The organism is Acidovorax cavernicola (genome assembly GCF_003581445.1).
In genome coordinates this window covers 41,530-65,555 of the sequence record NZ_QXMN01000025.1, presented here as the reverse complement: position 1 = coordinate 65,555, position 24,026 = coordinate 41,530, and the positions used below count along the sequence as shown (strand labels likewise).

Here is a 24,026-nt window from a genome sequence, read left to right as displayed (position 1 = left end):
ACCCTGCCCATGCGTACTTTTCTTCCCGTTCCAGCGCAGTGCCTTGCGCCCTACCTCATTGTTGCCGACGCACCCGGCGCAATCGATTTCTACCGGCGCGTGTTCGGCGCCGAAGAGCTGTTCCGGCTCACGGAGCCCAGCGGCAAGGTCGGGCATGCCGAACTGCGCATTGGCGATGCCAAGCTGCTGCTGGCCGACGAGTACCCCGACTTCGGCGCGCTGGGCCCGGCGCGCGTGGGCGGCACGCCGGTGTCGATCCACCTGTACGTCTCGGACGTCGATGCCACGCTGGCACGGGCCGAGGAAGCCGGCGCCACTGTCATGCGCGCCGCCAAGGACGAGTTTTTCGGCGACAGGTCGGGCATGCTGCTCGACCCGTTCGGCCACCGCTGGCAGGTGGCCTCGCGCATCGAAGAGGTCAGCCCGCAGGAGATGCAACGCCGCTGGAACACCGCCATGCAGGGGTAGCCTGCACGCGGGTTGTTACGGACACTGCGCGGCGTTGATTCGGCGCGGCTGCGCATTGCGCACAAGACTGTCATCATCTTCGGCTGTCCCCATTTTGTTCACCAGATTCCTGCATGCCCGCCCACGACATCGACTTCCTCTCTCACAACCGCGCAGCCTGGGACCGCCAGGCTGCCGAAGCGCGCGAATGGTCGCGCCCCGTCAGCGCCGAGCTGATCGCCGCCGCGCGCCGCGGTGACTGGTGCGTGCACCTCACGCCGCGGCCGCTGCCCGACGGATGGCTCGGCGACGTGCGGGGGCTGCGCATCCTTTGCCTCGCCTCGGCCGGCGGCCAGCAGGCGCCCGTGCTGGCGGCAGCCGGCGCGCAGGTCACGGTGTTCGACCTCTCGGACGAGCAGCTGCAACAGGACCGCCGCGTCGCCGAGCGCGACGGGCTCACGCTTGAGACAGTGCAGGGAGACATGCGCGACCTAAGCGCTTTCTCCGACGCACAGTTCGACCTGGTCTTCCACCCCATCTCCAACCTCTACGTGCCGGACGTGCGCCCCGTGTGGCAGGAGTGCCACCGCGTGCTGAAGACCGGCGGCGCCCTGCTCGCGAGCTTCTACAACCCCGTGGTCTTCATCGGCGACCGCGATCCGGCACTCATGAAGGAGGGGCTCGTGCGTCCGCTGTACAAGCTGCCGTATTCCGATCTGCGCGACCTCTCGCCCGAAGCGCTCGACAAGAAGCGCCAGGGCGGCGAGGCCGTGGTGTTCGGCCATTCGCTGGGCGACCTGATTGGCGGGCAGATCGCCGCCGGCTTCGCCATCGAGGGCTTCTACGAGGACGACCAGCCACATCCGCGCTTCCTGCTCGACCGGTTCATGCCCACCTTCCTTGCGACGCGGGCGGTGAAGCGATAGGGTGAACTGGTACTCGTGCCACTAGAGCAGATACGGGACAACGTCACCCCCTGTGGCTGGAGGCGGGATATCCTCCGACCCACATGGTCCTCCTTCTCCCGCTTGTCTTCATGATCGCCGCGGTGGGCATCGTCTTCTTCGGCGGTTACCTGCTACGCGCTGTGCTGCCCCCGGAGCACGCCCTGCAGGCGCGACTGACCGATGAGGCCATGTCACGCTACGTCGCCTTTGTCACAAAGAACGCCAAGGGTCTCATGGTCTGTCTCCTGGTTCTGTACTTCACTGTGGTGACGTTTCTCTATTCGTAGCCGAGGGCAAGAAGCCGGCCGGTAGTTTTCCCCGTCCTCGTACACCACGCGCTGTAACAAAAGCCCTCATGACCCGCCTCATCGAAATCCGCACCTACCGCCTCAAGCCCGGCACCCTCGACGACTTCCACCGCGCGATGCATGACCGCGCAGTGCCGATGCTGCGCAGCAAGGGCATGGACGTGGTCACCTACGGTCCCTCGGACCACGAGGAAGCCACCTATCACATCGTGCGCGCCTACGCGAGCCGCGAAGCGCTGGAGGCCGAGCAGGCGGCGTTCTATGGCTCGGCCGAATGGCGCGAGGGGCCGCGCAGCGCGCTGGTCGACCGCATCGAGACCTACCTGAACACGCTGCTGTGGCTCTCGCCCGAGGGTGTCGACAGCCTGCGCACGCTCAACGACCCTGCGTCCTGAACTTCGGCCTGCGCGCACTGGCCGGCGGCCCGCCCCGGGCCTACACTTCCGCCTCGGTCTTCTTCCCCCTCCCCTTCACAGGAGCAATGCATGAACACCCAGGAAATCGCCGCGAAGCTCGTGGCGCTGTGCAAAGCAGGGACCTTCGACGAAGCGCAGGCGCTCTACGCGCCCGAGGCCGTCAGCGTCGAAGCCAGCGCGCCGCCCGGCATGTCGCGCGAATCGGTAGGCCTTTCGGCGATCCGCGCCAAGGGCGAATGGTGGGTCGCCAACCACGAGGTGCACTCGTTCCAGGTGGCCGGCCCCTGGCCGCACGACGACCGCTTCATCGTCGGCTTTCGCTTCGACGTGACCATGAAGCCCACGGGCCAGCGCTTCACGATGGAAGAGATGGCGCTGTACACCGTCAAGGACGGCAAGATCGTGCGCGAAGAGTTCTTCTACGAAGGCGACTGAGCGCAAGTCAGGCGGCCTCCGGCAGGCTTTTCCACGGGCGCTGTGAAGAACACGCGCTTTCGCTAGACTGGCCTGCGCGGCTCCCTCAGCGCCGCGCCTGACCGGAGCATTCGCCATGTGCCGCAGCATCAAGACCCTCTACAACTTCGAGCCCCCTGCCACCGAGCAGGAAATCCGCGCCGCCGCCCTGCAGTTCGTGCGCAAGCTCAGCGGCTTCAGCGTGCCCTCGCGCGCCAACGAACAGGCCTTCGAGCGTGCGGTGGACGAGGTGGCCGCCACGGCCGCGCGGCTGATCGACTCGCTCGTCACCACGGCCGAGCCACGGGACCGCGACGTCGAGGCCGAGCGTGCCAAGGCGCGGGCCGCGGTGCGCTTCGGTCGCGCGCCCGCACTCGCGCCGGACGCATGACGAAGACCTCGTTCCGGGGCTGAACGCCCACCTTTCCTCACCCGCACATCACCCGCATTCCAGGAGCACCCGTCCCATGCCCATCGAACTCTGGCTCGCCTTCGTCGCCGCGTCCGCGCTGCTCTTGATCATCCCCGGGCCGACGATCCTCACGGTGATCAGCTATTCGATGTCGCACGGCCGCCGCGCCAACCTGCCGCTGATCGCCGCCGTGGCGCTGGGCGACTCGACCGCGCTGGTGGTGTCGCTGCTGGGCCTGGGCGCGCTGCTGGCCACGTCGGCGTTCTGGTTCACGGCCGTGAAGTGGGCCGGCGGCCTGTACCTGCTGTACCTGGGCATCCGGCTGCTGCGCGCGGGCATCGTCGCCGGTCCGGTCGCGCCGCCCGCCGCGCCGGCCTCGCGCTGGCGCCTGTTCGCCAACACCTACCTGGTGACGGCCCTGAACCCCAAGGGCATCGTGTTCTTCGTGGCCTTCCTGCCGCAGTTCATCAGCCCCGGCGCCGACGTGTCGCACCAGATGTGGGTGCTGGCCCTGACCTTCGTGGCGCTGGCCACGCTCAATGCCACGCTCTACGCGGTGTTCGCGAGTTCGGCCGGCCGGCTGCTCTCTTCGCCGCGCGCGCAGCGGCGTTTCCACCTGGCGGGCGGCTCGCTGCTGAGCGCGGCGGGCCTGTGGGCGCTGATGGCGCGCCGCACGGCCTGAGCACAGGCGCACGGCGCACAAGAAAAGACCGCGGGGCTGTGCGCCTCGCGGTCTTTTCGTTGGGGGGCGTCAGCCCCGACGTCAGTAGCGATTGGGGTTGTTCGGACGGCGGTCGTAGCGATTGGGCACCCCGTCGTTGTCGCGGTCACGGTCATAGCGGTTGGGCACGCCGTCACGGTCGCGGTCGTAGCCATGGCCGCGCGGCGGCGGCCCGCGGTCATAGGGTGCGACCACGCAACCGGCCAGGATGGCCGAGGCGGCCAGCAGCAGCGCGAGTGTTTTCGTCATGCGAGTTCTCCTTGGGTGAGGCTGTACGGTCGGGCGCGCCTGCTGCGAGCCCGTACCGTATTGAAGACCAGCCGCGTTCGCATCGGGTTTCCAGATGCAGGCCCTTGTGTGAAGTTCGTTACCGGATGTGGAACCTTCGTTCGCTTGAGCGGGCCGGTCGGGCATGGCACGATCCGGCCGATGACCCGCAGCCCCTCTGCCGCGCAGCCCCAGCCTTCTTTGCCCGACCTCGCCCGACTGCGCCGCGTGCGTGACCGCATCGACCGCGAGTACGCGCAGCCGCTGGACGTGGAAGCGCTCGCGCGCGACGCGAACATGTCGGGCGGGCACCTCAGCCGCCAGTTCCGGCTGGCCTACGGCGAGTCGCCCTACGCCTACCTGATGACGCGGCGCATCGAGCGCGCGATGGCACTGCTGCGCCGCGGCGACCTGAGCGTCACCGAGGTCTGCTTCGAGGTCGGCTGCGCCTCGCTGGGCACCTTCACCACGCGATTCACCGAGCTGGTGGGCATGACACCCGGCGTCTACCGGCGCGAGGCGGCGCAGGCCACGGCGGGCATGCCGGCATGCATCGCCAAACAAGTGACGCGGCCGATCAGGAATCGAGAAGCGCGAGACACCGCGTCGACCTAGCATGAGCGCCCGACACAACTCCGGACGACCATCGCCATGAACCTCAGCATCCATTCGAGCTTTCTTCCGCACACCGACCCGCAGGCCTCGCTGGCCTTCTACCGCGACACGCTCGGCTTCGAGGTGCGCAACGACGTCGCCTATGGCGGCATGCACTGGATCACGATCGGGCCGGCCGGGCAGCCCGGCACCTCCATCGTGCTGTACCCGCCGGCCGCCACGCCCGGGCTCACCGACGACGAGCGTCGCACCATCGCCGAGATGATGGCCAAGGGCACCTTCGCCTCGCTGCTGCTGGCCACCCCCGATCTCGACGGCACCTTCGAGCGGCTGCAGGCCGGCAGCACCGAGATCGTGCAGGAGCCCACGAAGCAGCCCTACGGCGTGCGCGACTGCGCGGTGCGCGATCCGGCGGGCAACCTGATCCGCATCCAGGAACAGCGCTGAGCCGGCGCTCGATCCGCACGGGGGCCGCCGCCGTGGCGGCCCTCTTTCCCTTCCAGAGAAAGACACGATGAGCAGCAAGGCCCCGAAGAAGGACTCCCCGCCCGCAACCGCGCGGCACGCCGCCGACCACCACGACCTCATCCGCGTGCAGGGCGCACGCGTGAACAACCTCAAGGACATCAGCGTCGAGCTGCCCAAGCGCCGGCTCACGGTGTTCACGGGTGTCTCGGGCTCGGGCAAGAGTTCGCTGGTGTTCGGCACCATCGCGGCCGAGTCGCAGCGGCTCATCAACGAGACCTACAGCGCCTTCGTGCAGGGCTTCATGCCGACGCTGGCGCGGCCCGAGGTCGACGTGCTCGACGGCCTGACGACCGCGATCATCGTGGACCAGGAGCGCATGGGCGGCGACCCGCGCTCCACCGTCGGCACCGCCACCGATGCCAACGCGATGCTGCGCATTCTCTTCAGCCGACTGGGCAAGCCGCACATCAGCTCGCCCAGCGCCTTCGCGTTCAACGTGCCTTCGGTGAAGGCCACCGGCGCCATCACGGTGGAGCGCGGCACCGCCAAAACAGTGAAGCAGACCTTCAGCCGCACCGGCGGCATGTGCCCGCGCTGCGAAGGCCGGGGCGCGGTCACCGACTTCGACCTCGCGGCGTTCTACGACGACAGCAAGTCGCTCAACGAAGGCGCGCTCACGATCCCCGGCTTCAGCATGGAGGGCTGGTACGGCCGCATCTTCAACGGCTGCGGCTTCTTCGACCCCGACAAGCCGATCCGCAAGTTCACGAAGAAAGAACTCGACGCCCTGCTGCACAAGGAGCCGACCAAGATCAAGATCGACGGCATCAACCTCACCTACCAGGGCCTCATTCCGCAGGTGCAGAAGTCGTTCCTGGCCAAGGACGTCGAGGCGATGCAGCCGCACATCCGCGCCTTCGTGGAACGGGCCGTGACCTTCACCACCTGCCCCGAGTGCGAAGGCACGCGGCTGAGCGAAGCGGCGCGCTCTTCGCGCATCAAGAAGCTCAACATCGCCGAGGCCTGCGCGATGCAGATCAGCGACCTGGCCGCGTGGGTGCGCGGCCTGAATGAGGCCTCGGTGGCGCCTCTGCTGGCCAAGCTGGGGCACACGCTCGACTCTTTCGTCGAGATCGGCCTCGGGTATCTCAGCCTCGATCGCCCCTCGGGCACGCTTTCGGGCGGCGAGGCGCAGCGCGTGAAGATGATCCGCCACCTCGGTTCGTCGCTCACCGACGTCACCTACGTCTTCGACGAGCCGACCATCGGCCTGCATCCGCACGACATCCAGCGCATGAACGAGCTGCTGCTGCGGCTGCGCGACAAGGGCAACACGGTGCTGGTGGTGGAGCACAAGCCCGAGGCCATCGCCATCGCCGACCACGTCGTCGACCTGGGCCCCGGCGCAGGCGCGGCGGGCGGCATGGTCTGTTTCGAGGGCAGCGTCGAGGCGCTGCGCGCCAGCGGCACGCTCACGGGCCGGCACCTGGACGACCGGGCGGCGCTCAAGAAGAAGGTGCGCCAGTCCACGGGCGCGCTGCCGATCCGCGGCGCCAAGGCGCACAACCTGCGCAACGTCGATGTCGACATTCCGCTGGGCGTGCTGGTGGTCGTGACCGGCGTGGCGGGTTCGGGCAAGAGCTCGCTGGTGCACGGGTCGATCCCCGCCGGCGCGGGCGTGGTGTCGGTCGACCAGGGCGCAATCCGCGGCTCGCGGCGCAGCAACCCGGCCACCTACACCGGCTTGCTCGACCCGATCCGCAACGCCTTCGCCAAGGCCAACGGCGTGAAGCCGGCTCTGTTCAGCGCCAACTCGGAAGGCGCCTGCCCCACCTGCAACGGCGCGGGCGTGATCTACACCGACCTGGCGATGATGGCCGGCGTGGCCACCGTCTGCGAGGAGTGCGAGGGCAAGCGCTTCCACGCCTCGGTGCTCGATCACCGCTTCGGCGGGCGCGACATCAGCGAGGTGCTCGCGATGCCAGTGACCGAGGCCGCGGCCTTCTTCGGCGCCGGCGCGGCGCGCGTGCCGGCCGCGCACGCCATCCTGGAGCGGCTCGCCGACGTGGGCCTGGGCTACCTGAGCCTGGGTCAGCCGCTCACCACGCTGTCGGGCGGCGAACGCCAGCGCCTCAAGCTGGCCACGCACATGGCCGAGAAAGGCGGCGTGTACGTGCTCGACGAGCCGACCACCGGCCTGCACCTGGCCGATGTGGAACAGCTGCTCGGCCTGCTCGACCGGCTGGTCGATGCGGGCAAGTCAGTCATCGTCATCGAGCACCACCAGGCGGTGATGGCGCACGCAGACTGGCTCATCGACCTGGGCCCCGGCGCCGGTCACGAGGGCGGGCGGGTGGTCTTCGAGGGCACGCCGGCCGACTTGGTGGCCAAACGCAGCACGCTCACCGGCCAGCACCTCGCGGCCTACGTGCGCCCCTGATGCGGTCCTGCGCGTGCCCCTGAAGGCATGGCGGAGAATGGACCGTCTCCGCTTTGCCCGCCGCCGTGCGGCCCCGTCTGCTGCGATGCCTCTTGCGTCTTCGTCTTCATTTCCCTTCACCGTCCGGCGCACCCTGACCCTGGCCGTGGTTCTGCTGGCAGCGGCCAGCGCCCCGGCGGCCTGGGCGCTGGCCAGCTTCGAGGAGGTGAAGCGCGACTTCCGCTCTTCCGAAACCGCCGTGCTCGACCGGCAGGGTGAACTGCTGCAACGCGTGCGCACCGACCCCACCGTGCGGCGCGGCCAGTGGACCGCGCTGGCCGACGTGTCGCCCGCGCTGCGCGCGGCGATGGTGCTGAGCGAGGACAAGCGCTTCTACGAACACAGCGGCGTCGACTGGCGCGCCGCCTCGGCCGCCGCCTGGGGCAACCTCTGGAACACGCGCACGCGCGGCGCCTCGACCATCACCATGCAGCTGGCGGGCCTGCTCGACGACGACCTGCGCCGCGCGGCGGGCGGGCGCAGCTTCACGCAGAAGATCGGCCAGACCGTGGCGGCCACGCAGCTGGAGCGCCGCTGGCGCAAGGACCAGATCCTCGAGGCCTACCTGAACACGGTGCCCTTCCGCGGCGAGATCGTCGGCATCGATGCGCTCTCGCGCACGCTCTTCAACAAGGCCCCGAGCGGCCTGGACGCGCGCGAGGCCGCCGTGGCCGCCGCGCTGGTGCGCGCACCCAACGCGCGCCCCGCACTGGTCGCGCAGCGCGCCTGCGAGGTGCTGCGCGTGATGGAGCCCGGCGCGAAGACCGACTGCGAAGCGCTCGACATGTTCACCAGCGCGGTGGTGCAGCGGCGCGCGTTCGAACCCAATGAGGGCATCGCGCCGCATGCCGCGCGGCGGGTGCTGCGCGAGCTGCGGGATGCCGCGAGCACCGCCGGGACCGACAAGGCCCCCGCCCCCACCTCCGTGCGCACCACCCTGCGCGCGCCGCTGCAGCGCTACGCGCTCGACAGCCTGCAACGCCACCTGCGCGAGCTGCGCGACCGCCACGTGGAAGACGGCGCGCTCGTGGTGCTCGACAACGCGAGCGGCGAAGTGCTGGCCTGGGTCGGCTCGTCGGGCCCGCTGAGCCAGGCCGCCGAGGTGGACGGCGTGATCGCGCTGCGCCAGCCCGGCTCCACGCTCAAGCCGCTGCTGTACGCGCAGGCGATCGCCGAGAAGCGCATCACGGCGGCCTCGCTGATCGAGGACTCGTCGGCGCAGATCAGCACCGCCAGCGGCCTCTACATTCCGCAGAACTACGACCGCCGCTTCAAGGGGCCGGTGTCGGCGCGCACCGCGCTGGCCGCCTCGCTCAACGTGCCGGCCGTGCGCACGCTGGTGATGGTGTCGCCCGAAGCCTTCGCGCGCGAGCTGCGCGCCGCCGGCCTGCCGCTGCGCGAAAGTGGCGACTACTACGGCTACAGCCTGGCGCTGGGCAGCGCCGAGGTGTCGCTGCTGTCGCTGGCCAATGCCTACCGCATGATGGCCAACGGCGGACGCTTCGGCGCCACGACGCTCACACCGCGTCCAGTTGCACCAGCCAGCAAAGCGAAGCCTGCGGAAGCCGCGCCCCTGCTCGACCTGCGCGCCGCCTTCATCGTCGGCGACATCCTTTCCGACCCGAACGCGCGCACGCGCACCTTCGGCCTGGACAGCATCCTCTCGACCCGCTTCTGGACCGCCGTGAAGACCGGCACCAGCAAGGACATGCGCGACAACTGGGCCGTGGGCTGGTCGCAGCGCTACACGGTGGGCGTGTGGGTCGGCAACGCCAGCGGCGCCTCGATGTGGGACGTGAGCGGCACCAGCGGCGCCGCGCCGGTGTGGGCCGAAGTGATGCGCTTTCTTCACGCGCGCGAACCCAGCCGCGCGCCCGCGCCACCGGCCGGACTGGTCGAGGCACGTGTGAGCTTCGGCCCGGGCGCCGATGGCAGCCCGCTCGAAGCGGCACGCAGCGAGTGGTTCCTGCAGGGCACCGAGCAGCCGCTGTTCGCGCTCGACACCGGCATGGCGACCGACGCAGCCTCCGCGCGCATCACGGCGCCGGCCGACGGCACGATCCTGGCGCTCGACCCCGACATCCCGCCGCAGCGCCAGCGCGTGCGCTTCGAATCCGAGGGGCGCGGCGTGCAGTGGCGCATCGATGGCAAGTTCTTCGCGCGCGGCAACAGTGCGCAGTGGCTGCCGTGGCCCGGGCGGCACCTGATCGAACTGGTGGACGCCACCGGCAAGGTGGTCGACCAGCGCCGGGTCGAAGTGCGCGGCGCGGGCGTGGTGACGAAGAACGCACGGCGCTGACGACGGTTGGACAGCAAGAAAGAAAGGGAGTCCTGGATGAATGGTCGCCGATGGCCGACAGCGGCGATGGTGTGGCTGCACCTGTTGTGCACGGCCTGGCTGGTGTGGGCCCTGCCCGCGCAGGCCAAGCCCGTGCCGGTGCCCGCCCTGTCGTCGCGCGTGGTCGATCTCACGAAGACGCTGAAGCCGCACGAGGCCGACGCGCTGCGCGCCGACATCGCCGCGCTGCAGGCAGAAACGCAGGCCCAGCTCGCCGTGCTGCTCGTGCCGACCACGGGCGAGGACTCCATCGAGCAGTTCGCCACGCGGGTCTTCGCGCAATGGAAGCTCGGGCGCAAGGAGGCGGACGACGGCGTGCTGCTGCTCGTGGCCCTGAAAGACCGGCGCATGCGCATCGAGGTGGGCACCGGGCTCGAAGGCACGATCACCGACATCCAGGCCGCGCGCATCATCGACCGCGAGATGACGCCGCGCTTTCGCGAAGGCGACTTCGCGGGTGGCATCCAGGCCGCCGTGCAGGCGCTCTCTGCCTTGATCGCCGCGCCGGCGATAGCGGCGCCGGACACCGACGTGCAGGCCTCGGACGCGCTGCCGGACACCATGCCCGACGAGCCTGCCCGCAGCGGTGGGGGCGGCGGCAGCATCACGCCCGAGGGCTGGGCATTCTTCGGCGTGCTGGCGTGGAGTTTCGGCGTGGGCGCGTGGTACGCGCACGGCATCGCGGGCCATGCGCGCGAGCGCGCGGCGGTGCAACAGTCCGGCCGCAGGCGCCAGGGCCGCCGAAAGGGCAAACCCGTGAACAGGCGCCCTGAGCCCTGGGCCGACGCGGTGGCGGCCATCGAGCCCCCGACGCCGCGGCGCAAGCCCGATTGGCGCCTGGCGCTCGGCCTGGCCGGCGCCGGCCCGGTGGGTGCCAGCGCGGTGCTGCTGAACCCGGTCCTGGCACTGGCCCTGGCGATGCCGGCCGGCTTTGCCTACGGCATCGGCTACGCCAGCGGCCGCTGGCGGACGATGCGGTATGTGGTGGGCGGCATCGTGGCGGTCATCGCGGCGCTGGTCGCCACCGCGTGGACGGTCGGCGCCGACCGCTTCTGGTGGGGCTTCCTGTGGGCGCTGGGCATCGGCGGCGCCACGCTGTTCGCGGTGGTGATCGTGCGCTGCATGGTCAGCACCTTCCAGCGCAGCGCGACCAGCTTTCTGGTGCGGCTGGTCATCGTGGCGGGCATCTGCGGCTTCGTGATCTCGGAAACCTCGCCCGGACCGGTGCCGGACACCTCGTGGATTCCCACGGCACTGGCGGCGTTCTTCTCGCTGCTGTTCGGCTTCCTGCCGCCCGGCGTCATGAGATCGGGCAGCGGTGGCAGCGACGACGACAGCGACAGCGGCTGGAGCAGCAGCAGTTCCTCTTCGTCGTCTTCTTCGTCGTCCTCGTCTTCGTCCTCCTCCTCGAGCGGCGGCGGTTCGAGCAGCGGCGGCGGCGCCTCGGGCAGCTGGTGACAGGGTGGTGACGGGGGCGGGCGGACACCCGCCGCGCCGCCTTCATGCCCCTGCCGTTGACCGCGTCTTTTCAGGAATGCTTAAATTCGTCCAATCATTCAATGAATAAGCCGCCCGAATCCATGCTCGTCCAACCGCCCCGCACCTCCCTGGCCGACGCCGCCGCGAACAGCATCCGTACCGAGATCGCCGCGGGCCGCTGGCCGATCGGCTCGCGCATTCCCATCGAGCCCCAGCTGGCGCAACTGCTGGGCGTGAGCCGCGGCACGGTGCGCGAGGCGGTGAAGACGCTGGTCTCGCGCGGCCTGCTCGAGGTGCGGCAGGGTTCGGGCACGTACGTGCGCTCGGGCTTCGACCCCTCGGCCAGCCTGCAGAAGCTGCGCCTGGCCAGCCTGCGCGACCAGTTCGAGGTGCGCCGCGCGCTGGAGGTCGAAGCCGCCCGGCTCGCCGCCGTGCGCCACACGGCAAAGGACCTGCGCCGCCTGCACACCCTGCTCGACAAGCGCGGCCAGCCCGACATGGCCGACGACGGCGCAGCCTTCATCGAGCGCGACCTGGCCTTCCACCTGGCCATCGTCGATGTATCGGGCAACCTGGCGCTGGTCGAGACCTGCCGCTTCATCACCGGCTACATCAAGGAAACCATCGCCAGCACGCTGAACGCCAACCTGCCCGAGCCCGACGAGGCGGCGCACCGCGCCATCGTCGAAGGCATCGCCAGTCGCGACCCCGAGCGCGCCGCCGCCGCCGTGCGCGAGCTGATGGCGCCGACGATGCACGTCCTGGCACTGGGGACCGCATGACCTCCATGACTTTGCCCACGGGTGCCGCCACAACCGCGCGCACCCAGGCCGCGCCATCGGGCACCGAAGAACTGCTGATCGACGCCGAGGTCGACAGCCTGCCCGCGCCCCGACCGACGCCCACGCCCAGCCGGGGCCGCCGGCTGCTGCTGGGCCTGACCGTGGTGCTCATTGCCTTCAACCTGCGGCCGGTGTTCGCGAGCCTGTCGGTGGTGCTGCCGGAAATCATCCGCGCCACCGGCCTGTCGTCCACCGCCGCGAGCCTCCTGACCACGCTGCCCATCGTCTGCCTGGGCGTGTTCGCGCCGATGGCGCCGTGGCTCGGGCGCCGCTTCGGCACCGAGCGCACGCTGCTCGGCTGCATGGTGCTGATCCTGGTGGGCACGCTGCTGCGCGGCACCGGGAACATCCCGCTGCTGTTCCTGGCCTCGGCCATCGCGGGCAGCGGCATCGCGGTGTCGAACGTGCTGCTCTCGGGCCTCGTCAAGCGCGACTTCGCGAAGCAGGCCGCGCTGATGATGGGCCTGTACACCATGGCCGTGTGCGGCGGCGCCGCCAGCGCGGCGGGCCTCACGGTGCCGCTGGAACACGCGCTGGGCGGCGGCTGGACACTGGCGCTCGCCATGTGGGCCGCGCCGGCCGCGCTGGTCACGCTGGTCTGGGCACCGCAGGCGCTGCCGCTCAAGCCGGTGGCGAGCGAATCGGGCTTCACCGTGCGCGGCCTGTGGCGCGACCGGCTGGCCTGGCAGGTGACCTTCTTCATGGGGCTGCAATCGGCCCTGGCGTACATCGTGATGGGCTGGCTGGCGCCGATCCTGCGCGAGCGCGGGCTCAGTGGCGAGACGGCCGGCTACGTGGTGTCGCTGTCGGTCATGACGCAGGTCGTGACCTGCCTCGTGGTGCCGGCGCTGGCCGTGAAGCTGCGCAACCAGCGCGGCCTGGCGGTGGTGCTGTCGGCGATGACGGTGGCGGCCATGCTGGCCATGCTGTTCGCGCCGGTCGACGCGCCGGGCGGCATGTGGACCTGGGCGGTGCTGCTGGGCATTGCGCAGGGCGGCACCTTCGCGCTGGCGCTCACGATGATCGTGCTGCGCTCGCCCGATTCGCACATCGCCGCGCACCTGTCGGGCATGGCGCAGGGCGTGGGCTACATGGTGGCGGCCTTCGGTCCGCTGCTGGCCGGGCTGCTGCACGGCTGGACCGGCAGCTTCCGCGCCTCGGCGTGGCTGTTCGTCGGGCTGGGCGTGGCGCTGGTGATCGCCGGGCTGGGCGCGGGGCGCACGCTGCACGTGGGGGCGGTGACGGTGCCCAGGCACTGAAGCCGGGCCGATCTACTCCAGCCCGCCGTCGCAGAAGTTCGCCTTCTGCGTCGTGTCCTTCGTGAAGTTCACGCTGGTGCGCTTGTTGCCGGCTGGCCCCGTGTGTGCCGGCCACACGCTCTGCAGCCACGTGTAGCGCCACACATAGGACTCGCCGGCCTTCTTCGGTTCGTCGTAGGTGATGCGCAGGCTGCCGCGGCTTTCGTCGTGGCAGTGCTTCGAGCTGTTGTATTCCTTCTCGCTGAAGCAGGCGCGGATCGACCGCGAGCACCAGTACGGAATGTTCTCGTGGACGGCCTTGGCGGGCTGCCCCGACGGGGTGTCCAGCGGCAAGAAATCGGCGACGACGGCGGATGCGCCGCCACCCGAATAGCTCTCGGATTCGCGCTGGGTCACCGCCACGGCCCAGCGTCCTTCGGCCAGCGGATACAGCGCCGGCGCGAGGCCCACGTACAGCTCGCGGTCGTCGCTCGTGCGGTCGCGCTGCATCGAGGCCACGTAGGTCGAGAAATCGTGCAGCCGTTCGAGCTTCCAGGTGCCCGCGGCCGCGTCGCGCGTCAGGCGCGCCATGGCCAGGGGCTTTTCCGAAGTGACCATGTAGTCGTCGGGCGCGCCGCCGCGCGGGCGGTGCAGATCCAGCCCGCGCGCGTCGCAGGGCTGGGGCAGCAAGGCGCACAGGTGGGCGCGCCATTGCGCATCGATGGATTCGGGCGTCTTGACGTCCACGAACACCTGCGCGGCGGGCGCGGCAAGCACGGGGCCGGCCAGCAGCGACGCGAGAAGACTCCCCAGAAGCAGCTTTTTCATGGGCCCGGATGGTAGTCCGGTCGCGCGACAGTGGCCGAGAGGGCATCGGGGCCTCTGTAGCCGCCCCGGGGCCAGCCGGGCGACAATGGGGGGTTTTGGCGAAAATCCTTTTCGCCCAGTGAAATTTCAGCCACCTCGACAACCCAGAACCTACGGAAGCAAGCGCATGAGCACGAAGCAACCCACCATCGTCTACACCCTCACCGACGAGGCGCCCCTGCTGGCGACCTACGCCTTCCTGCCCATCGTGCGCGCCTTCACGGCTCCGGCCGGCATCGACGTGACGACGAGCGACATCTCGGTGGCCGCCCGCATCCTGGGCGAGTTCCCCGAATTCCTGAGCGACGACCAGAAGGTGCCCGACAACCTGGCCGAACTGGGCAAGCTCACGCTCAAGCCCGACGCCAACATCATCAAGCTGCCCAACATCAGCGCCTCGGTCGCCCAGCTCAAGTCGGCCATCAAGGAACTGCAGGGCAAGGGCTACAAGATCCCCGACTACCCCGAGAACCCGACCTCCGACGAGGACAAGGACATCCGCGCGCGCTACAACAAGTGCACCGGCAGCGCCGTGAACCCCGTGCTGCGCGAAGGCAACTCCGACCGCCGCGCACCCCGCGCCGTGAAGGAATACGCGCGCAAGAACCCGCACAGCATGGCCGAGTGGAGCCAGGCCTCGCGCTCGCACGTCTCGCACATGCACGGCGGCGACTTCTATCACGGCGAAAAGTCCATGACCCTGGACCGCGCGCGCAACGTCAAGATGGAACTGCTGACCAAGAGCGGCAAGACCATCGTGCTCAAGCCCAAGGTCGCGCTGATGGACCGCGAGGTCATCGACTCCATGTTCATGAGCAAGAAGGCGCTGCTGGCCTTCTATGAAAAGGAAATCGAGGACGCGCACAAGACCGGCGTGATGTTCTCGCTGCACGTCAAGGCCACCATGATGAAGGTCTCGCACCCCATCGTGTTCGGCCACTGCGTGAAGATCTTCTACAAGGAAGCCTTCGAGAAACACGGCAAGCTGTTCGACGAGCTGGGCATCAACGTCAACAACGGCATGGTCGACCTGTACAACAAGATCGCCACGCTGCCCCAGAGCACGCAGGACGAGATCAAGCGCGACCTGCACGCCTGCCACGAAGGCCGCCCCGAGCTGGCCATGGTCGACTCGGCCAAGGGCATCACCAACTTCCACTCGCCCAACGACGTGATCGTCGATGCATCGATGCCCGCCATGATCCGCAACGGCGGCAAGATGTGGGGCGCCGACGGCCGCCTGAAGGACGTGAAGGCCGTGATGCCCGAATCGACCTTCGCCCGCATCTACCAGGAGATCATCAACTTCTGCAAGTGGCACGGCGCCTTCGACCCCAAGACCATGGGCACGGTGCCCAACGTCGGCCTCATGGCCCAGAAGGCCGAAGAGTACGGCTCGCACGACAAGACCTTCGAGATCCCCGAAGACGGCGTGGCCAACATCACCGACCTGGACACCGGCGAGGTGCTGATGAGCGAAGACGTGGAGCAAGGCGACATCTGGCGCATGTGCCAGGTCAAGGACGCCGCGATCCGCGACTGGGTGAAGCTGGCCGTCAACCGCGCGCGCAACTCCGGCATGCCGGTGGTGTTCTGGCTCGACGCCTACCGCCCGCACGAGGCGCAGCTGATCACCAAGGTCAAGATGTACCTGCACGAGCACGACACCACGGGCCTGGACATCCAGATCATGAGCCAGGTGCGCGCCATGCGCTACACGCTGGAGCGCGTCGTGCGCGGCCTGGACACCATCAGCGCCACCGGCAACATCCTGCGCGACTACCTGACCGACCTGTTCCCCATCATGGAACTGGGCACCTCGGCCAAGATGCTGTCCATCGTGCCCCTGATGGCCGGCGGCGGCATGTACGAGACCGGCGCGGGCGGCTCGGCCCCCAAGCACGTGCAGCAACTGGTGGAAGAAAACCACCTGCGCTGGGATTCGCTGGGCGAGTTCCTCGCGCTGGCCGTGAGCCTGGAAGACCTGGGCCTGAAGGCCGGCAACGCGCAGGCCAAGATCCTGGCCAAGACGCTCGACGCCGCCACCGGCAAGCTGCTGGACAACAACAAGAACCCCTCGCCCAAGACCGGCCAGCTCGACAACCGCGGCAGCCAGTTCTACCTGGCGATGTACTGGGCCCAAGAACTCGCCGCGCAGACCGACGACAAGGACCTGGCCGCCAAGTTCAAGAAGCTGGCCGAGACGCTCACCGCCAACGAGAAGAAGATCGTCGACGAACTCGCGGCCGTGCAAGGCAAGGCCGTGGACATCGGCGGCTACTACCTGGCCGACCCGAAGAAGTACGAAGCCGTGATGCGCCCGAGCGCCACGCTGAACGCGGCGCTGGCATCGGCGGCCTGATTCCGCTGCGCCTGCGTCTTCCGGGTCTGATCAGGCCCTGAAGCGTCCACCCCGACGGCCTGTCGCTTGCGCGGCAGGCCGTTTGTCTTTGCGTCTGCCGCCACGCCGCGAGAAACTAGACTTCGACGTTTTCCCGCCCACTGCAAGAGAAAAGAAAGGCAGGCCCCTCATGAAATTCCGTCTGCTTGCTACCGCTGCCACCTGGACCTTGCTCACGGCCGCCAACAGCGCCCATGCCCAGAGCAACTGCGAAACACTGCGCGCCCAGATCGAGGCCAAGATCGCCGCGTCGGGCGTGACCAACTTCAGCGTCGTCACCGTCGATACCGCCACCACGGCGAGCGGACAGGTGGTGGGCAGCTGCGACCTGGGCACGAAGAAGATCGTCTACCAGCGCGAAGGCGGCGCGGCCTCGCCGGCGCCTGCCGCGACGTCGGCACCGGCACCAGCGCCGCGTGGCGAGCCGATGCTCACCGAGTGCAAGGACGGCTCGGTGTCCATGGGCGGCAGCTGCAAACCCTGAGGCAGGCCAGGCACACGCCCGCATGTCGTCCCTGGTCCTTCGTCCGCCCGCCACGCTCGCGCCCTACCTGGACTGCGGCATCGCGACCCGGCTCGAGGCCGGCCCCACCTTCCTGCCGGCCATGATGCGGCCGATGCTGGTGGTCTTCCGGCGCGGGCGCACGATGGTGGCCGGTGCGCAGGGGCAGGTCGAGGCGACGTCCGCGGCCTATGTCGAGGGGCCCTGTCTCGTCGCGCGGCGTTTGCTGGTGCAGGAGCCCACCGAATTCGTCTCAGTCCTGGTCACGCCCGGTGGCTGGCAGGCGCTCTTCCCGATGCCGGCCGCCGAGCTGGCCGGCCAGCGCGTGCCGCTGGACGCCTTGATCGGCGAGCGGCTGGCCGCGCAGTGGCTCGACGAAGTCGGCGGCGCGCCCGACCTGCGCACCGGCGGCCAACGGCTCATGCAGGCGCTGGGCCAGTTCGCGCGGCAAGGCGCGCAGGCACGGCGCACGCAGCTGCTGCGCCTGCCCCGGCCCGACGGGCAGTGGTCGGCCCGCACCCTCGCCGAGACCCTGGGCCTGAGCGAGCGCCAGTTCGAGCGGCGCAGCCTGCAGGCCTACGGCTTGGCGCCGCGCGAGATCCGCAAGCTGCTGCGCTTCAGCGCGGCGATGGACGGCATCGTCGCGGCCGAGGGCCGGCTGCGGCTGGCCGACATCGCGCTGGACAGCGGCTATTTCGACCAGGCGCATTTCAGCCGCGACTTCCGCAGCATGACGGGCCAGACGCCGCGCGCCTTCCTACGCCAGATCGTCGAAGACCCGGCGCTGTGGCCGGTGCGCCTGCGTCTGCGCGATGTCGGATCCATACAAGACGCCGCACAGGACGCTGCCTAGACTGCCCCGCAGCAGAAGAACGAAGGGCGAGCCCCGCGGCGGCGGGCTCCACGCTGACGCGTGCCGCACCCCTCCGGACTTCCCGCCCTTCCCCGAGCCAGCGCACACCTGACGCACGGCCTGCTCCAGGCCGGCGCGCGCGTGCGCCTGCCCGGCCCGTCCTGTCTCTGTTCCGAACGACCTCGATCTGCATGAAAGACCCCGCCATGATCCCGTGCGGCCGCACGCACGCACTTTCTCCCGTTGCCACAGCCGCGACGCCCTCCGTTCCCGGTGCGCCCCGCATGGCGCGCCGCAGCCTGCTGGGCTGGCTCTCGGGCGGCGCCGCGCTTGCCAGCCTGCCGGCGGCCCTGGTGGCCTGCGGCGGAGGTGGAGGCGGCGGGGGCGGCGGCCTGCCACTGCCTATCGGCCAGGGCCAGGGCCCGGCCACGCCACCCGCGACGCCGGACACACCCGGCAATCCGCCGGATGCCCCCATCTCCGACGCCGAACGCCTCGACACGCTGCGCGACGTCACGCGCAAGGGCTTCGAGCTGCGCACCGGCCGCACGCGGCTGGCGTTCGTGGAGGCGCTGGCCGCCTACATGGCCACGCTGCCGGCCTACCGCGAGACCGGCGTCGACACCGAGACGCTCACCGCCTGGGGCCACTTCCGCGACGGCCGGGTGCACCTCGTCTCGGCCAACCGCAACATGGCCGCGCCCGGCGCCGTGCCTGTTTCTGCGGACGCGGCCCGCCACGACGCGGCCTTCGCCGCGGCCGCCGCACCGATCGAGCTGCCCTCGACCGAGAACGCGCGCGTGTTCCATGCCTTCGGCCTGAACCTCGACCGGCAGCAGACCGTCGCGGTGCTCGGGCGCATGCTCACCGACGGCGGCTACCTGCTGCGCGACGGCACGCGCGGCGACGCGCGCATCTCGACCTTGCGCGAGGTCTCGGGCGACGGCTTTTTCTACATCAACACCCACGGCGGCGCCTCGGCCCGCGTGAGCGACCGCGACGATGCGGCGCCCGAGATGTACTCGCTCCAGTCGTCCACACAGGTGAGCGAAGTGCTCGAGGCCATGCCCGACTTCAAGGACGACCTGGACCACTGGCGCCTGACCTACTACACCGCCGACATCTTCGAGCTCGAAGGCTACGGCGAGGGCGACCCGGTGAAGCAGACGCGCTACGGCATCACGGCCAAGTTCGTGCACAGGTACTGGAGCTTCCCGGCCCACAGCATCGTGTTCATCAACGCCTGCAGCAGCGCGCGCACCAGCGAACGGCGCTGGTCGGGCACCTTCATGGACGCCTGCCACGCCAAGGGCGCGGCCGTGTACCTGGGCTGGAACGAGACGGTCTCCACCGCCGGCGCCGACACCGCGCCGCGCTACTTCGTGGACCGCCTGCTCGGCGCGAACAAGGAGCTGCGCGAATCACCCGAGCAGCGCCCCTTCGCCTGGGACCTCGTCATGCAGGACATGAAGAAGAAAGGGCTGACCATCGACCCCGAGACGCGGGCCGAGCTGCTGGCCAAGCCGCGCGCCGGGCAGCCCGCCACCCACGTGCTGGCACCGACGATCCGTCGCCTGCAGGTCTCGGAGTACGCCGACGAGCTCACGCTGTTCGGCGGCTTCGGCAGCGTGCCGGGCGAGGTGGAGATCGACTCGACCGTGCGCACCGTGAAGTCGTGGGCGCATGACCGCATCGTGTGCGACCTTCCCCGCACCGGCGCGGGCAGCGGCGGCGGGGTGTTCGTGCGCGTCGGCCGGCGCCGCAGCAACGTGCGCCAGCTCACGGTGTGGAAGATCCCGCTCACCACGCAGTGGGTGCACCAGATCTACCCCGCGCTGAAGGTCGACGGCAATGGCCTGCTGCGCCTGCGCGCCGACGTCGGTCCGCACCGCGAGCTGCCCGGCGAAGTGCCACGCACGCCCGAGGTCCATGCCATCGGCACGCGGGACTCGACCTTCCACCAGGTGGCCTCGGGCAGCCAGCCCAAGGACGCGAACTGCAGCATCAGCTGGAGCGGCACGCAGGACTTTCCGGGCATTCCGGAGAACGGCGCACCCGAGCCCGCGGCGGTGATCATGTGCCACCTGAAGATCGACACCCGGAATCACGATGCCTGGCTCGGCCTGGCGCTGGGCTTGCGCGATCCGAAAACCTCGGGCCTGAACGAATCGGACTGCGGCCACGCCGACAAGGTGGTCGCGCCCTTCGGCCTGCTCGACGGCACCGAGGACTTCGCGCGGCCCGACATGCCCGAAGCCGGCACGCCCTACGCGATCCCCGCGCTCGCGCTGAAGCTGGGCAGCGGCTTCGAGTCGCCCGCGCACACGCACCACGACGACGAACTGACGCTGCACATCGGCGCCTGCACGCCGCAGTGGCCGCCGCTGCCGGACGCCGCGGTCTGACCACGACCGCGCCGGTGCGATTTCGCAGGATCAGGCAAAAACCTCGTTCGATCCGGATACCGCCTCAGGCCCCTCCGGCCCGAGACTCATCCCCATGCCCGGCGCACCCTTCGCGCCATGGCGCATCGACCCGCATGAGGAGTTTTGTATGAGTGCAATCCAGGACACAGTGGTTCTCGTCACCGGCGCCAGCAGCGGCATCGGCGAGGCGACGGCGCGGCGGCTGGCGCGACGCGGCGCCCATGTGGTGCTCGGCGCGCGCCGCACCGAACGGCTGGCGGCGCTCGCGGCCGAGATCAACGCCACCGGCGGCTCGGCGAGCTTCCGGCGGCTGGACGTGACGCACCGGCCCGACATGGAGGCCTTTGCCGAGTTCGCGCTCGACACGCACGACCGCATCGACGTGCTGGTGAACGCCGCCGGCGTGATGCCGCTGTCGCCGCTGTGGCAGCGCAAGATCGAGGAGTGGGAGCTGATGATCGACGTCAACCTGCGCGGCATGCTGCTGGGTGTGGCGGCCGTGCTGCCCACGATGCAGGAACAGGGCTGGGGTCACATCGTCAATGTCGCGCCGGTGGCCATGGGCGGCGCCACGCCCGACTCGGCCGTGTACCACGGCACGCAGTACGCGGTGCAGGCCATCTCCGAGGGGCTGCGGCGGGAACACGCGGGGCGCCTGCACGTCACGCTGGTGAGCCCCGACGTGGCCGAGGCGGCAGACCCGCTGGCCGAGCACATCGCCGCGAGCTACACCTTCGAGCGCATGCGCACGCGGCGGCGCCTGAGCACACCGGTCGACGGCGTGGCGCGCGCCATCGCCGGTGCGATCGAAGGCGCCAGCTACGGCATCGCCAGCCCCGGCTGGCGCTCGGCCCACACGCCGCGGCCGAAGCCCGCGGCGCCGGTGTGCTGAGGCGTGTCAGGCCGCCTCAGTAGCTCTTGTACGGCAGGAACTTGCCCGACAGCACCACGTTGACGCGGTCGCCCTTCGGGTCGGGCTGGCGCTGGATGTCCATGCTGAAGTCGATGGCGCTCATGATGCCGTCGCCGAACTCCTCGTGAATCAGCTCCTTGATAGTCGTGCCGTACACGCTCACCACTTCGTACCAGCGGTAGATCAGCGGGTCGGTGGGCACCGGCGTGGGCAGCGAGCCCTTGTACGGCACCACCTGCAGCCACTTCTGCTCCTCGGGCGTGAGGCCGAAGATCTTGCCGACGATCTTCGCCTGCCGCGCATCGAGCGTCATCTGGCCGAGGCAGGCGGCGGTGGTCCACTCCTTCGAGAGCCCCACCTTCTTTGCCACGTCGGCCCATTGCAGGCCCTTGGACACCTTCACGGTGATGATCTTCTCGGTGACGTCGTTGCGGTTCATGTCGCTGGCTCCTGGGGATGAAAGGGATGCGACATGACAAGCAACAGGCATGCCCAGCGGGCTGGTGCCCTCAGCGCTCCCACCGCAACTTGCGCTGCGCCTCCGCTATCGGCTGGTCGTTGATGCTCGCGTAGCGCTTGCGCATCAGGCCGTTCTCCGCGAACTCCCAGTTCTCGTTGCCATGGCTGCGAAACCACTGGCCCGCGGCGTCGTGCCATTCGTACTCGAAGCGCACCGCGATGCGGTTGTCCATGAAGGCCCACAGCGTCTTCTTCAGGCGGTAGTCGTGCTCGCGCTCCCACTTGCGCGAAAGGAATTCGACCACCTGCTCGCGGCCATTGACGAAGTCCGCCCGGTTGCGCCACTCGGTGTCGGGCGTGTAGGCCAGGCTCACGCGCACGGGGTCGCGCGAGTTCCAGGCGTCTTCGGCGGCCTGGACTTTCCGCAGGGCGGATTCGAGGGTGAAGGGCGGCAGCGGCGGGCGGGATTCCAGGGATTCCATGGCGGGCTTTCAATCGGAAGATGAAGTGATGAAGGCCCGCAATGTGCCACGAGTAGACAGACCTGTCTACATGCCTACAATCGCCGCATGGACATCTCTGCACTGCCCGCGCGCGAGCGCATCCTGCTCACGGCGCACGAGCTCTTCTATGCCGACGGCATCCGCGCCACCGGCATCGACCGCGTGATCGCGGCGTCGGGCGTCACCAAGGTCACCTTCTATCGGCACTTCCCGTCGAAGGACGACCTGGTGCGCGCCTTCCTCGACCATCGGCACGGCGTATGGATGGCATGGTTCGTCGATGCGCTGGGCCGGCGCGACGCGCAGCCACGCATCGCGCACGGGCAGGCGCTGCCGGTGCTGGCCGACGTGATGGCCGAGTGGTTCGCCGACCCGGCCTTTCGTGGCTGTGCCTTCATCAACGCGGTGGCGGAAGTCGGCGCCAGCGTGGACGGCGCCGCCGACATCGCGCGCGAGCACAAGCGCGAGATGGTCGAGGTGATCGCCGGCCTGCTGCCCGACGGCCCGCAGCGCATGGCCATTGCGCAGGCGGCCGCGCTCGGGGTCGATGGCGCCATCGTCAAGGCCCAGATGGGCGACACGGCCGACACGGCCCTGGCGCGCGAAGCGGTCGACGACCTGCGCCGGCTGCTCGAAGCGCTGGCCGCCCTTCGATAACATCGCTCACTCCCTCCAGAAACACATGGCATCGACGCGACTCCCCTCGACCCAGGGCCTGCAGGCCTTCGAGGCCGTCGCGCGGCTGCGCAGCGTGAACCTGGCGGCGGAGGAACTCAGCGTCACGCCCAGCGCCGTGAGCCACCGCATCCGCCAGCTCGAGACGCTGCTCGAACTCAAGCTCTTCGCGGGCAACGACTTCGGCCTGAGCGCCGACGGCGTGGCCTACCTGGCGCGCGTGCGCGAGGCCATCGCGGCGCTGCAGCAGGTGCCGGGGCGCGAGCCTGCGTCGCAGGTGCGGCGGCTGCGCGTGGCGGTCACGCCCACCTTCTCGCGCCAGATGCTGCTGCCCCGGCTGGCCGAGTTTCGCGACGCCTACCCGACCATCGAGCTGATGCTGCAGGTGACCATGCCGGTGCGCAACGCCACGGCCGAGGAAGCCGACATCGAGCTGCGCTTCGGCACCGGCCCGTTCCACGACCGCGAGTTCTGCCAGCTGCTGGCCGACGATGTCTCGCCGGTGTGCAGCCCGGCCTACCTGGAACGCCACGGGCCCTTCGACGACCACTTCTCGACCGACGCCGAGGTGGCGCGGGTGCAGCTGCTGCGCACGCCGCTGGAGTCGTGGCGCATCTGGTTCAAGGCCTGCGGCATCGGCCTGCCTGAACCGGCCACGGGCCACCAGTTCAACGACCTGGGCCTGGCGCTGGACGCCGCGGCGGAAGACTTCGGCGTGGTGCTCATGCACCTGCGGCTGGGCCGGGCCTGGCTCGACAACGGCCGGCTGGTGCGGCTGTCGCCACACAGCGCGCCCTCGCCCAACGCCTATTTCCTGTGCTGGCGCCCCGGCACCATGGAGCGCTGGGAATGCGCCACCTTCGTCGAGTGGCTGCGCCAGGCGCTGCGCGATGGGGACTGAATGGGGACTGAATTAATTTCAGATGGGGTCCCGGCTTTTTTCAGGTAGGCAGCCCGATTCCCCTGCAGACTCGACCCCCGGCGGCGACGTGCCCCA

25 protein-coding genes are annotated in these 24,026 nt (G+C 69.6%); 21 read left to right on the top strand and 4 right to left on the bottom strand.

What is annotated here, in order from left to right; translation table 11 throughout:
* Positions 1-9: 9 nt before the first annotated feature.
* From D3H34_RS19435 to D3H34_RS19405, 7 genes are all read left to right on the top strand, one after another.
* Positions 10-468 (top strand): VOC family protein, encoded by a 459-nt coding sequence (locus D3H34_RS19435; protein ID WP_119555882.1) that lies wholly within the window; start codon positions 10-12, stop codon positions 466-468.
* Positions 469-581: 113 nt separating this feature from the next.
* Positions 582-1,373, top strand: a complete 792-nt coding sequence (locus tag D3H34_RS19430; protein ID WP_119555881.1) for a class I SAM-dependent methyltransferase — start codon at positions 582-584, stop codon at positions 1,371-1,373.
* 83 nt (positions 1,374-1,456) lie between these two features.
* Positions 1,457-1,681: a hypothetical protein gene (locus D3H34_RS19425; protein WP_119555880.1), complete on the top strand. Its 225-nt coding sequence runs from the start codon at positions 1,457-1,459 to the stop codon at positions 1,679-1,681.
* A gap of 68 nt (positions 1,682-1,749) precedes the next feature.
* Positions 1,750-2,097 carry an NIPSNAP family protein gene (locus D3H34_RS19420; RefSeq protein ID WP_119555879.1) on the top strand — a complete coding sequence of 116 codons (348 nt, stop codon included), beginning with the start codon at positions 1,750-1,752 and terminating at the stop codon, positions 2,095-2,097.
* Positions 2,098-2,187: 90 nt separating this feature from the next.
* Positions 2,188-2,553 carry a nuclear transport factor 2 family protein gene (locus tag D3H34_RS19415; RefSeq protein WP_095746497.1) on the top strand — a complete coding sequence of 122 codons (366 nt, stop codon included), beginning with the start codon at positions 2,188-2,190 and terminating at the stop codon, positions 2,551-2,553.
* A gap of 115 nt (positions 2,554-2,668) precedes the next feature.
* Entirely contained in the window at positions 2,669-2,962 is a 294-nt protein-coding gene (locus D3H34_RS19410) for a DUF2277 domain-containing protein (RefSeq protein WP_119555878.1), read from the top strand.
* Between the two features lie 76 nt (positions 2,963-3,038).
* The gene (locus D3H34_RS19405) at positions 3,039-3,665 is read left to right on the top strand and encodes a LysE family translocator (protein WP_119555877.1); all 627 of its coding nucleotides are present in this window, start codon (positions 3,039-3,041) and stop codon (positions 3,663-3,665) included.
* Positions 3,666-3,746: 81 nt separating this feature from the next.
* Here the strand turns inward: D3H34_RS19405 and D3H34_RS19400 are convergent, their stop codons facing one another.
* On the bottom strand, positions 3,747-3,953 hold the full coding sequence (locus tag D3H34_RS19400) for a hypothetical protein (RefSeq protein ID WP_119555876.1): 207 nt from the start codon (positions 3,951-3,953) through the stop codon (positions 3,747-3,749).
* A 180-nt stretch (positions 3,954-4,133) separates the two neighbouring features.
* Here D3H34_RS19400 and D3H34_RS19395 point away from each other — a divergent pair, with 180 nt between their 5' ends.
* From D3H34_RS19395 to D3H34_RS19365, 7 genes are all read left to right on the top strand, one after another.
* Positions 4,134-4,586 (top strand): helix-turn-helix transcriptional regulator, encoded by a 453-nt coding sequence (locus D3H34_RS19395; protein WP_119555875.1) that lies wholly within the window; start codon positions 4,134-4,136, stop codon positions 4,584-4,586.
* Between the two features lie 36 nt (positions 4,587-4,622).
* Positions 4,623-5,033, top strand: a complete 411-nt coding sequence (locus D3H34_RS19390) for a VOC family protein (RefSeq protein ID WP_119555874.1) — start codon at positions 4,623-4,625, stop codon at positions 5,031-5,033.
* 67 nt (positions 5,034-5,100) lie between these two features.
* A complete protein-coding gene (locus D3H34_RS19385) occupies positions 5,101-7,494 on the top strand; it encodes an ATP-binding cassette domain-containing protein (RefSeq protein ID WP_119555873.1) in 2,394 nt (797 codons plus the stop codon).
* A gap of 85 nt (positions 7,495-7,579) precedes the next feature.
* Positions 7,580-9,832, top strand: coding sequence for a penicillin-binding protein 1C (gene pbpC, locus D3H34_RS19380; RefSeq protein WP_119555908.1), 2,253 nt, complete (start codon positions 7,580-7,582; stop codon positions 9,830-9,832).
* 36 nt (positions 9,833-9,868) lie between these two features.
* The gene (locus D3H34_RS34530) at positions 9,869-11,329 is read left to right on the top strand and encodes a TPM domain-containing protein (protein WP_205736763.1); all 1,461 of its coding nucleotides are present in this window, start codon (positions 9,869-9,871) and stop codon (positions 11,327-11,329) included.
* A 122-nt stretch (positions 11,330-11,451) separates the two neighbouring features.
* On the top strand, positions 11,452-12,132 hold the full coding sequence (locus tag D3H34_RS19370) for a FadR/GntR family transcriptional regulator (protein WP_119555872.1): 681 nt from the start codon (positions 11,452-11,454) through the stop codon (positions 12,130-12,132).
* A gap of 5 nt (positions 12,133-12,137) precedes the next feature.
* Positions 12,138-13,451: a CynX/NimT family MFS transporter gene (locus D3H34_RS19365; RefSeq protein WP_119555907.1), complete on the top strand. Its 1,314-nt coding sequence runs from the start codon at positions 12,138-12,140 to the stop codon at positions 13,449-13,451.
* Positions 13,452-13,463: 12 nt separating this feature from the next.
* On the opposite strand, the gene D3H34_RS19360 is transcribed toward D3H34_RS19365, so the two are convergent.
* Positions 13,464-14,258, bottom strand: coding sequence for a hypothetical protein (locus tag D3H34_RS19360; protein ID WP_119555871.1), 795 nt, complete (start codon positions 14,256-14,258; stop codon positions 13,464-13,466).
* A gap of 166 nt (positions 14,259-14,424) precedes the next feature.
* Between D3H34_RS19360 and D3H34_RS19355 the strand changes: the two genes are divergently transcribed.
* From D3H34_RS19355 to D3H34_RS19335, 5 genes are all read left to right on the top strand, one after another.
* Positions 14,425-16,659, top strand: coding sequence for an NADP-dependent isocitrate dehydrogenase (locus tag D3H34_RS19355; RefSeq protein ID WP_119555870.1), 2,235 nt, complete (start codon positions 14,425-14,427; stop codon positions 16,657-16,659).
* A 169-nt stretch (positions 16,660-16,828) separates the two neighbouring features.
* Positions 16,829-17,182, top strand: a complete 354-nt coding sequence (locus tag D3H34_RS19350; RefSeq protein ID WP_119555869.1) for a DUF1161 domain-containing protein — start codon at positions 16,829-16,831, stop codon at positions 17,180-17,182.
* Between the two features lie 22 nt (positions 17,183-17,204).
* Positions 17,205-18,053, top strand: coding sequence for a helix-turn-helix domain-containing protein (locus D3H34_RS19345; protein ID WP_119555868.1), 849 nt, complete (start codon positions 17,205-17,207; stop codon positions 18,051-18,053).
* A 191-nt stretch (positions 18,054-18,244) separates the two neighbouring features.
* A complete protein-coding gene (locus D3H34_RS19340) occupies positions 18,245-20,458 on the top strand; it encodes a hypothetical protein (RefSeq protein WP_147400464.1) in 2,214 nt (737 codons plus the stop codon).
* Positions 20,459-20,606: 148 nt separating this feature from the next.
* The gene (locus tag D3H34_RS19335) at positions 20,607-21,371 is read left to right on the top strand and encodes an SDR family oxidoreductase (RefSeq protein ID WP_119555866.1); all 765 of its coding nucleotides are present in this window, start codon (positions 20,607-20,609) and stop codon (positions 21,369-21,371) included.
* Positions 21,372-21,387: 16 nt separating this feature from the next.
* On the opposite strand, the gene cynS is transcribed toward D3H34_RS19335, so the two are convergent.
* Positions 21,388-21,831, bottom strand: a complete 444-nt coding sequence (cynS, locus tag D3H34_RS19330; RefSeq protein WP_119555865.1) for a cyanase — start codon at positions 21,829-21,831, stop codon at positions 21,388-21,390.
* A gap of 70 nt (positions 21,832-21,901) precedes the next feature.
* Positions 21,902-22,333, bottom strand: coding sequence for a nuclear transport factor 2 family protein (locus D3H34_RS19325; protein ID WP_205736762.1), 432 nt, complete (start codon positions 22,331-22,333; stop codon positions 21,902-21,904).
* Positions 22,334-22,420: 87 nt separating this feature from the next.
* Here D3H34_RS19325 and D3H34_RS19320 point away from each other — a divergent pair, with 87 nt between their 5' ends.
* Both D3H34_RS19320 and D3H34_RS19315 read left to right on the top strand, forming a co-directional pair.
* Complete coding sequence (locus D3H34_RS19320; protein WP_119555864.1) at positions 22,421-23,011, top strand: TetR/AcrR family transcriptional regulator; 591 nt, start codon at positions 22,421-22,423, stop codon at positions 23,009-23,011.
* Between the two features lie 25 nt (positions 23,012-23,036).
* Complete coding sequence (locus tag D3H34_RS19315) at positions 23,037-23,930, top strand: LysR substrate-binding domain-containing protein (protein ID WP_119555863.1); 894 nt, start codon at positions 23,037-23,039, stop codon at positions 23,928-23,930.
* The last annotated feature ends 96 nt before the right edge of the window (positions 23,931-24,026 follow it).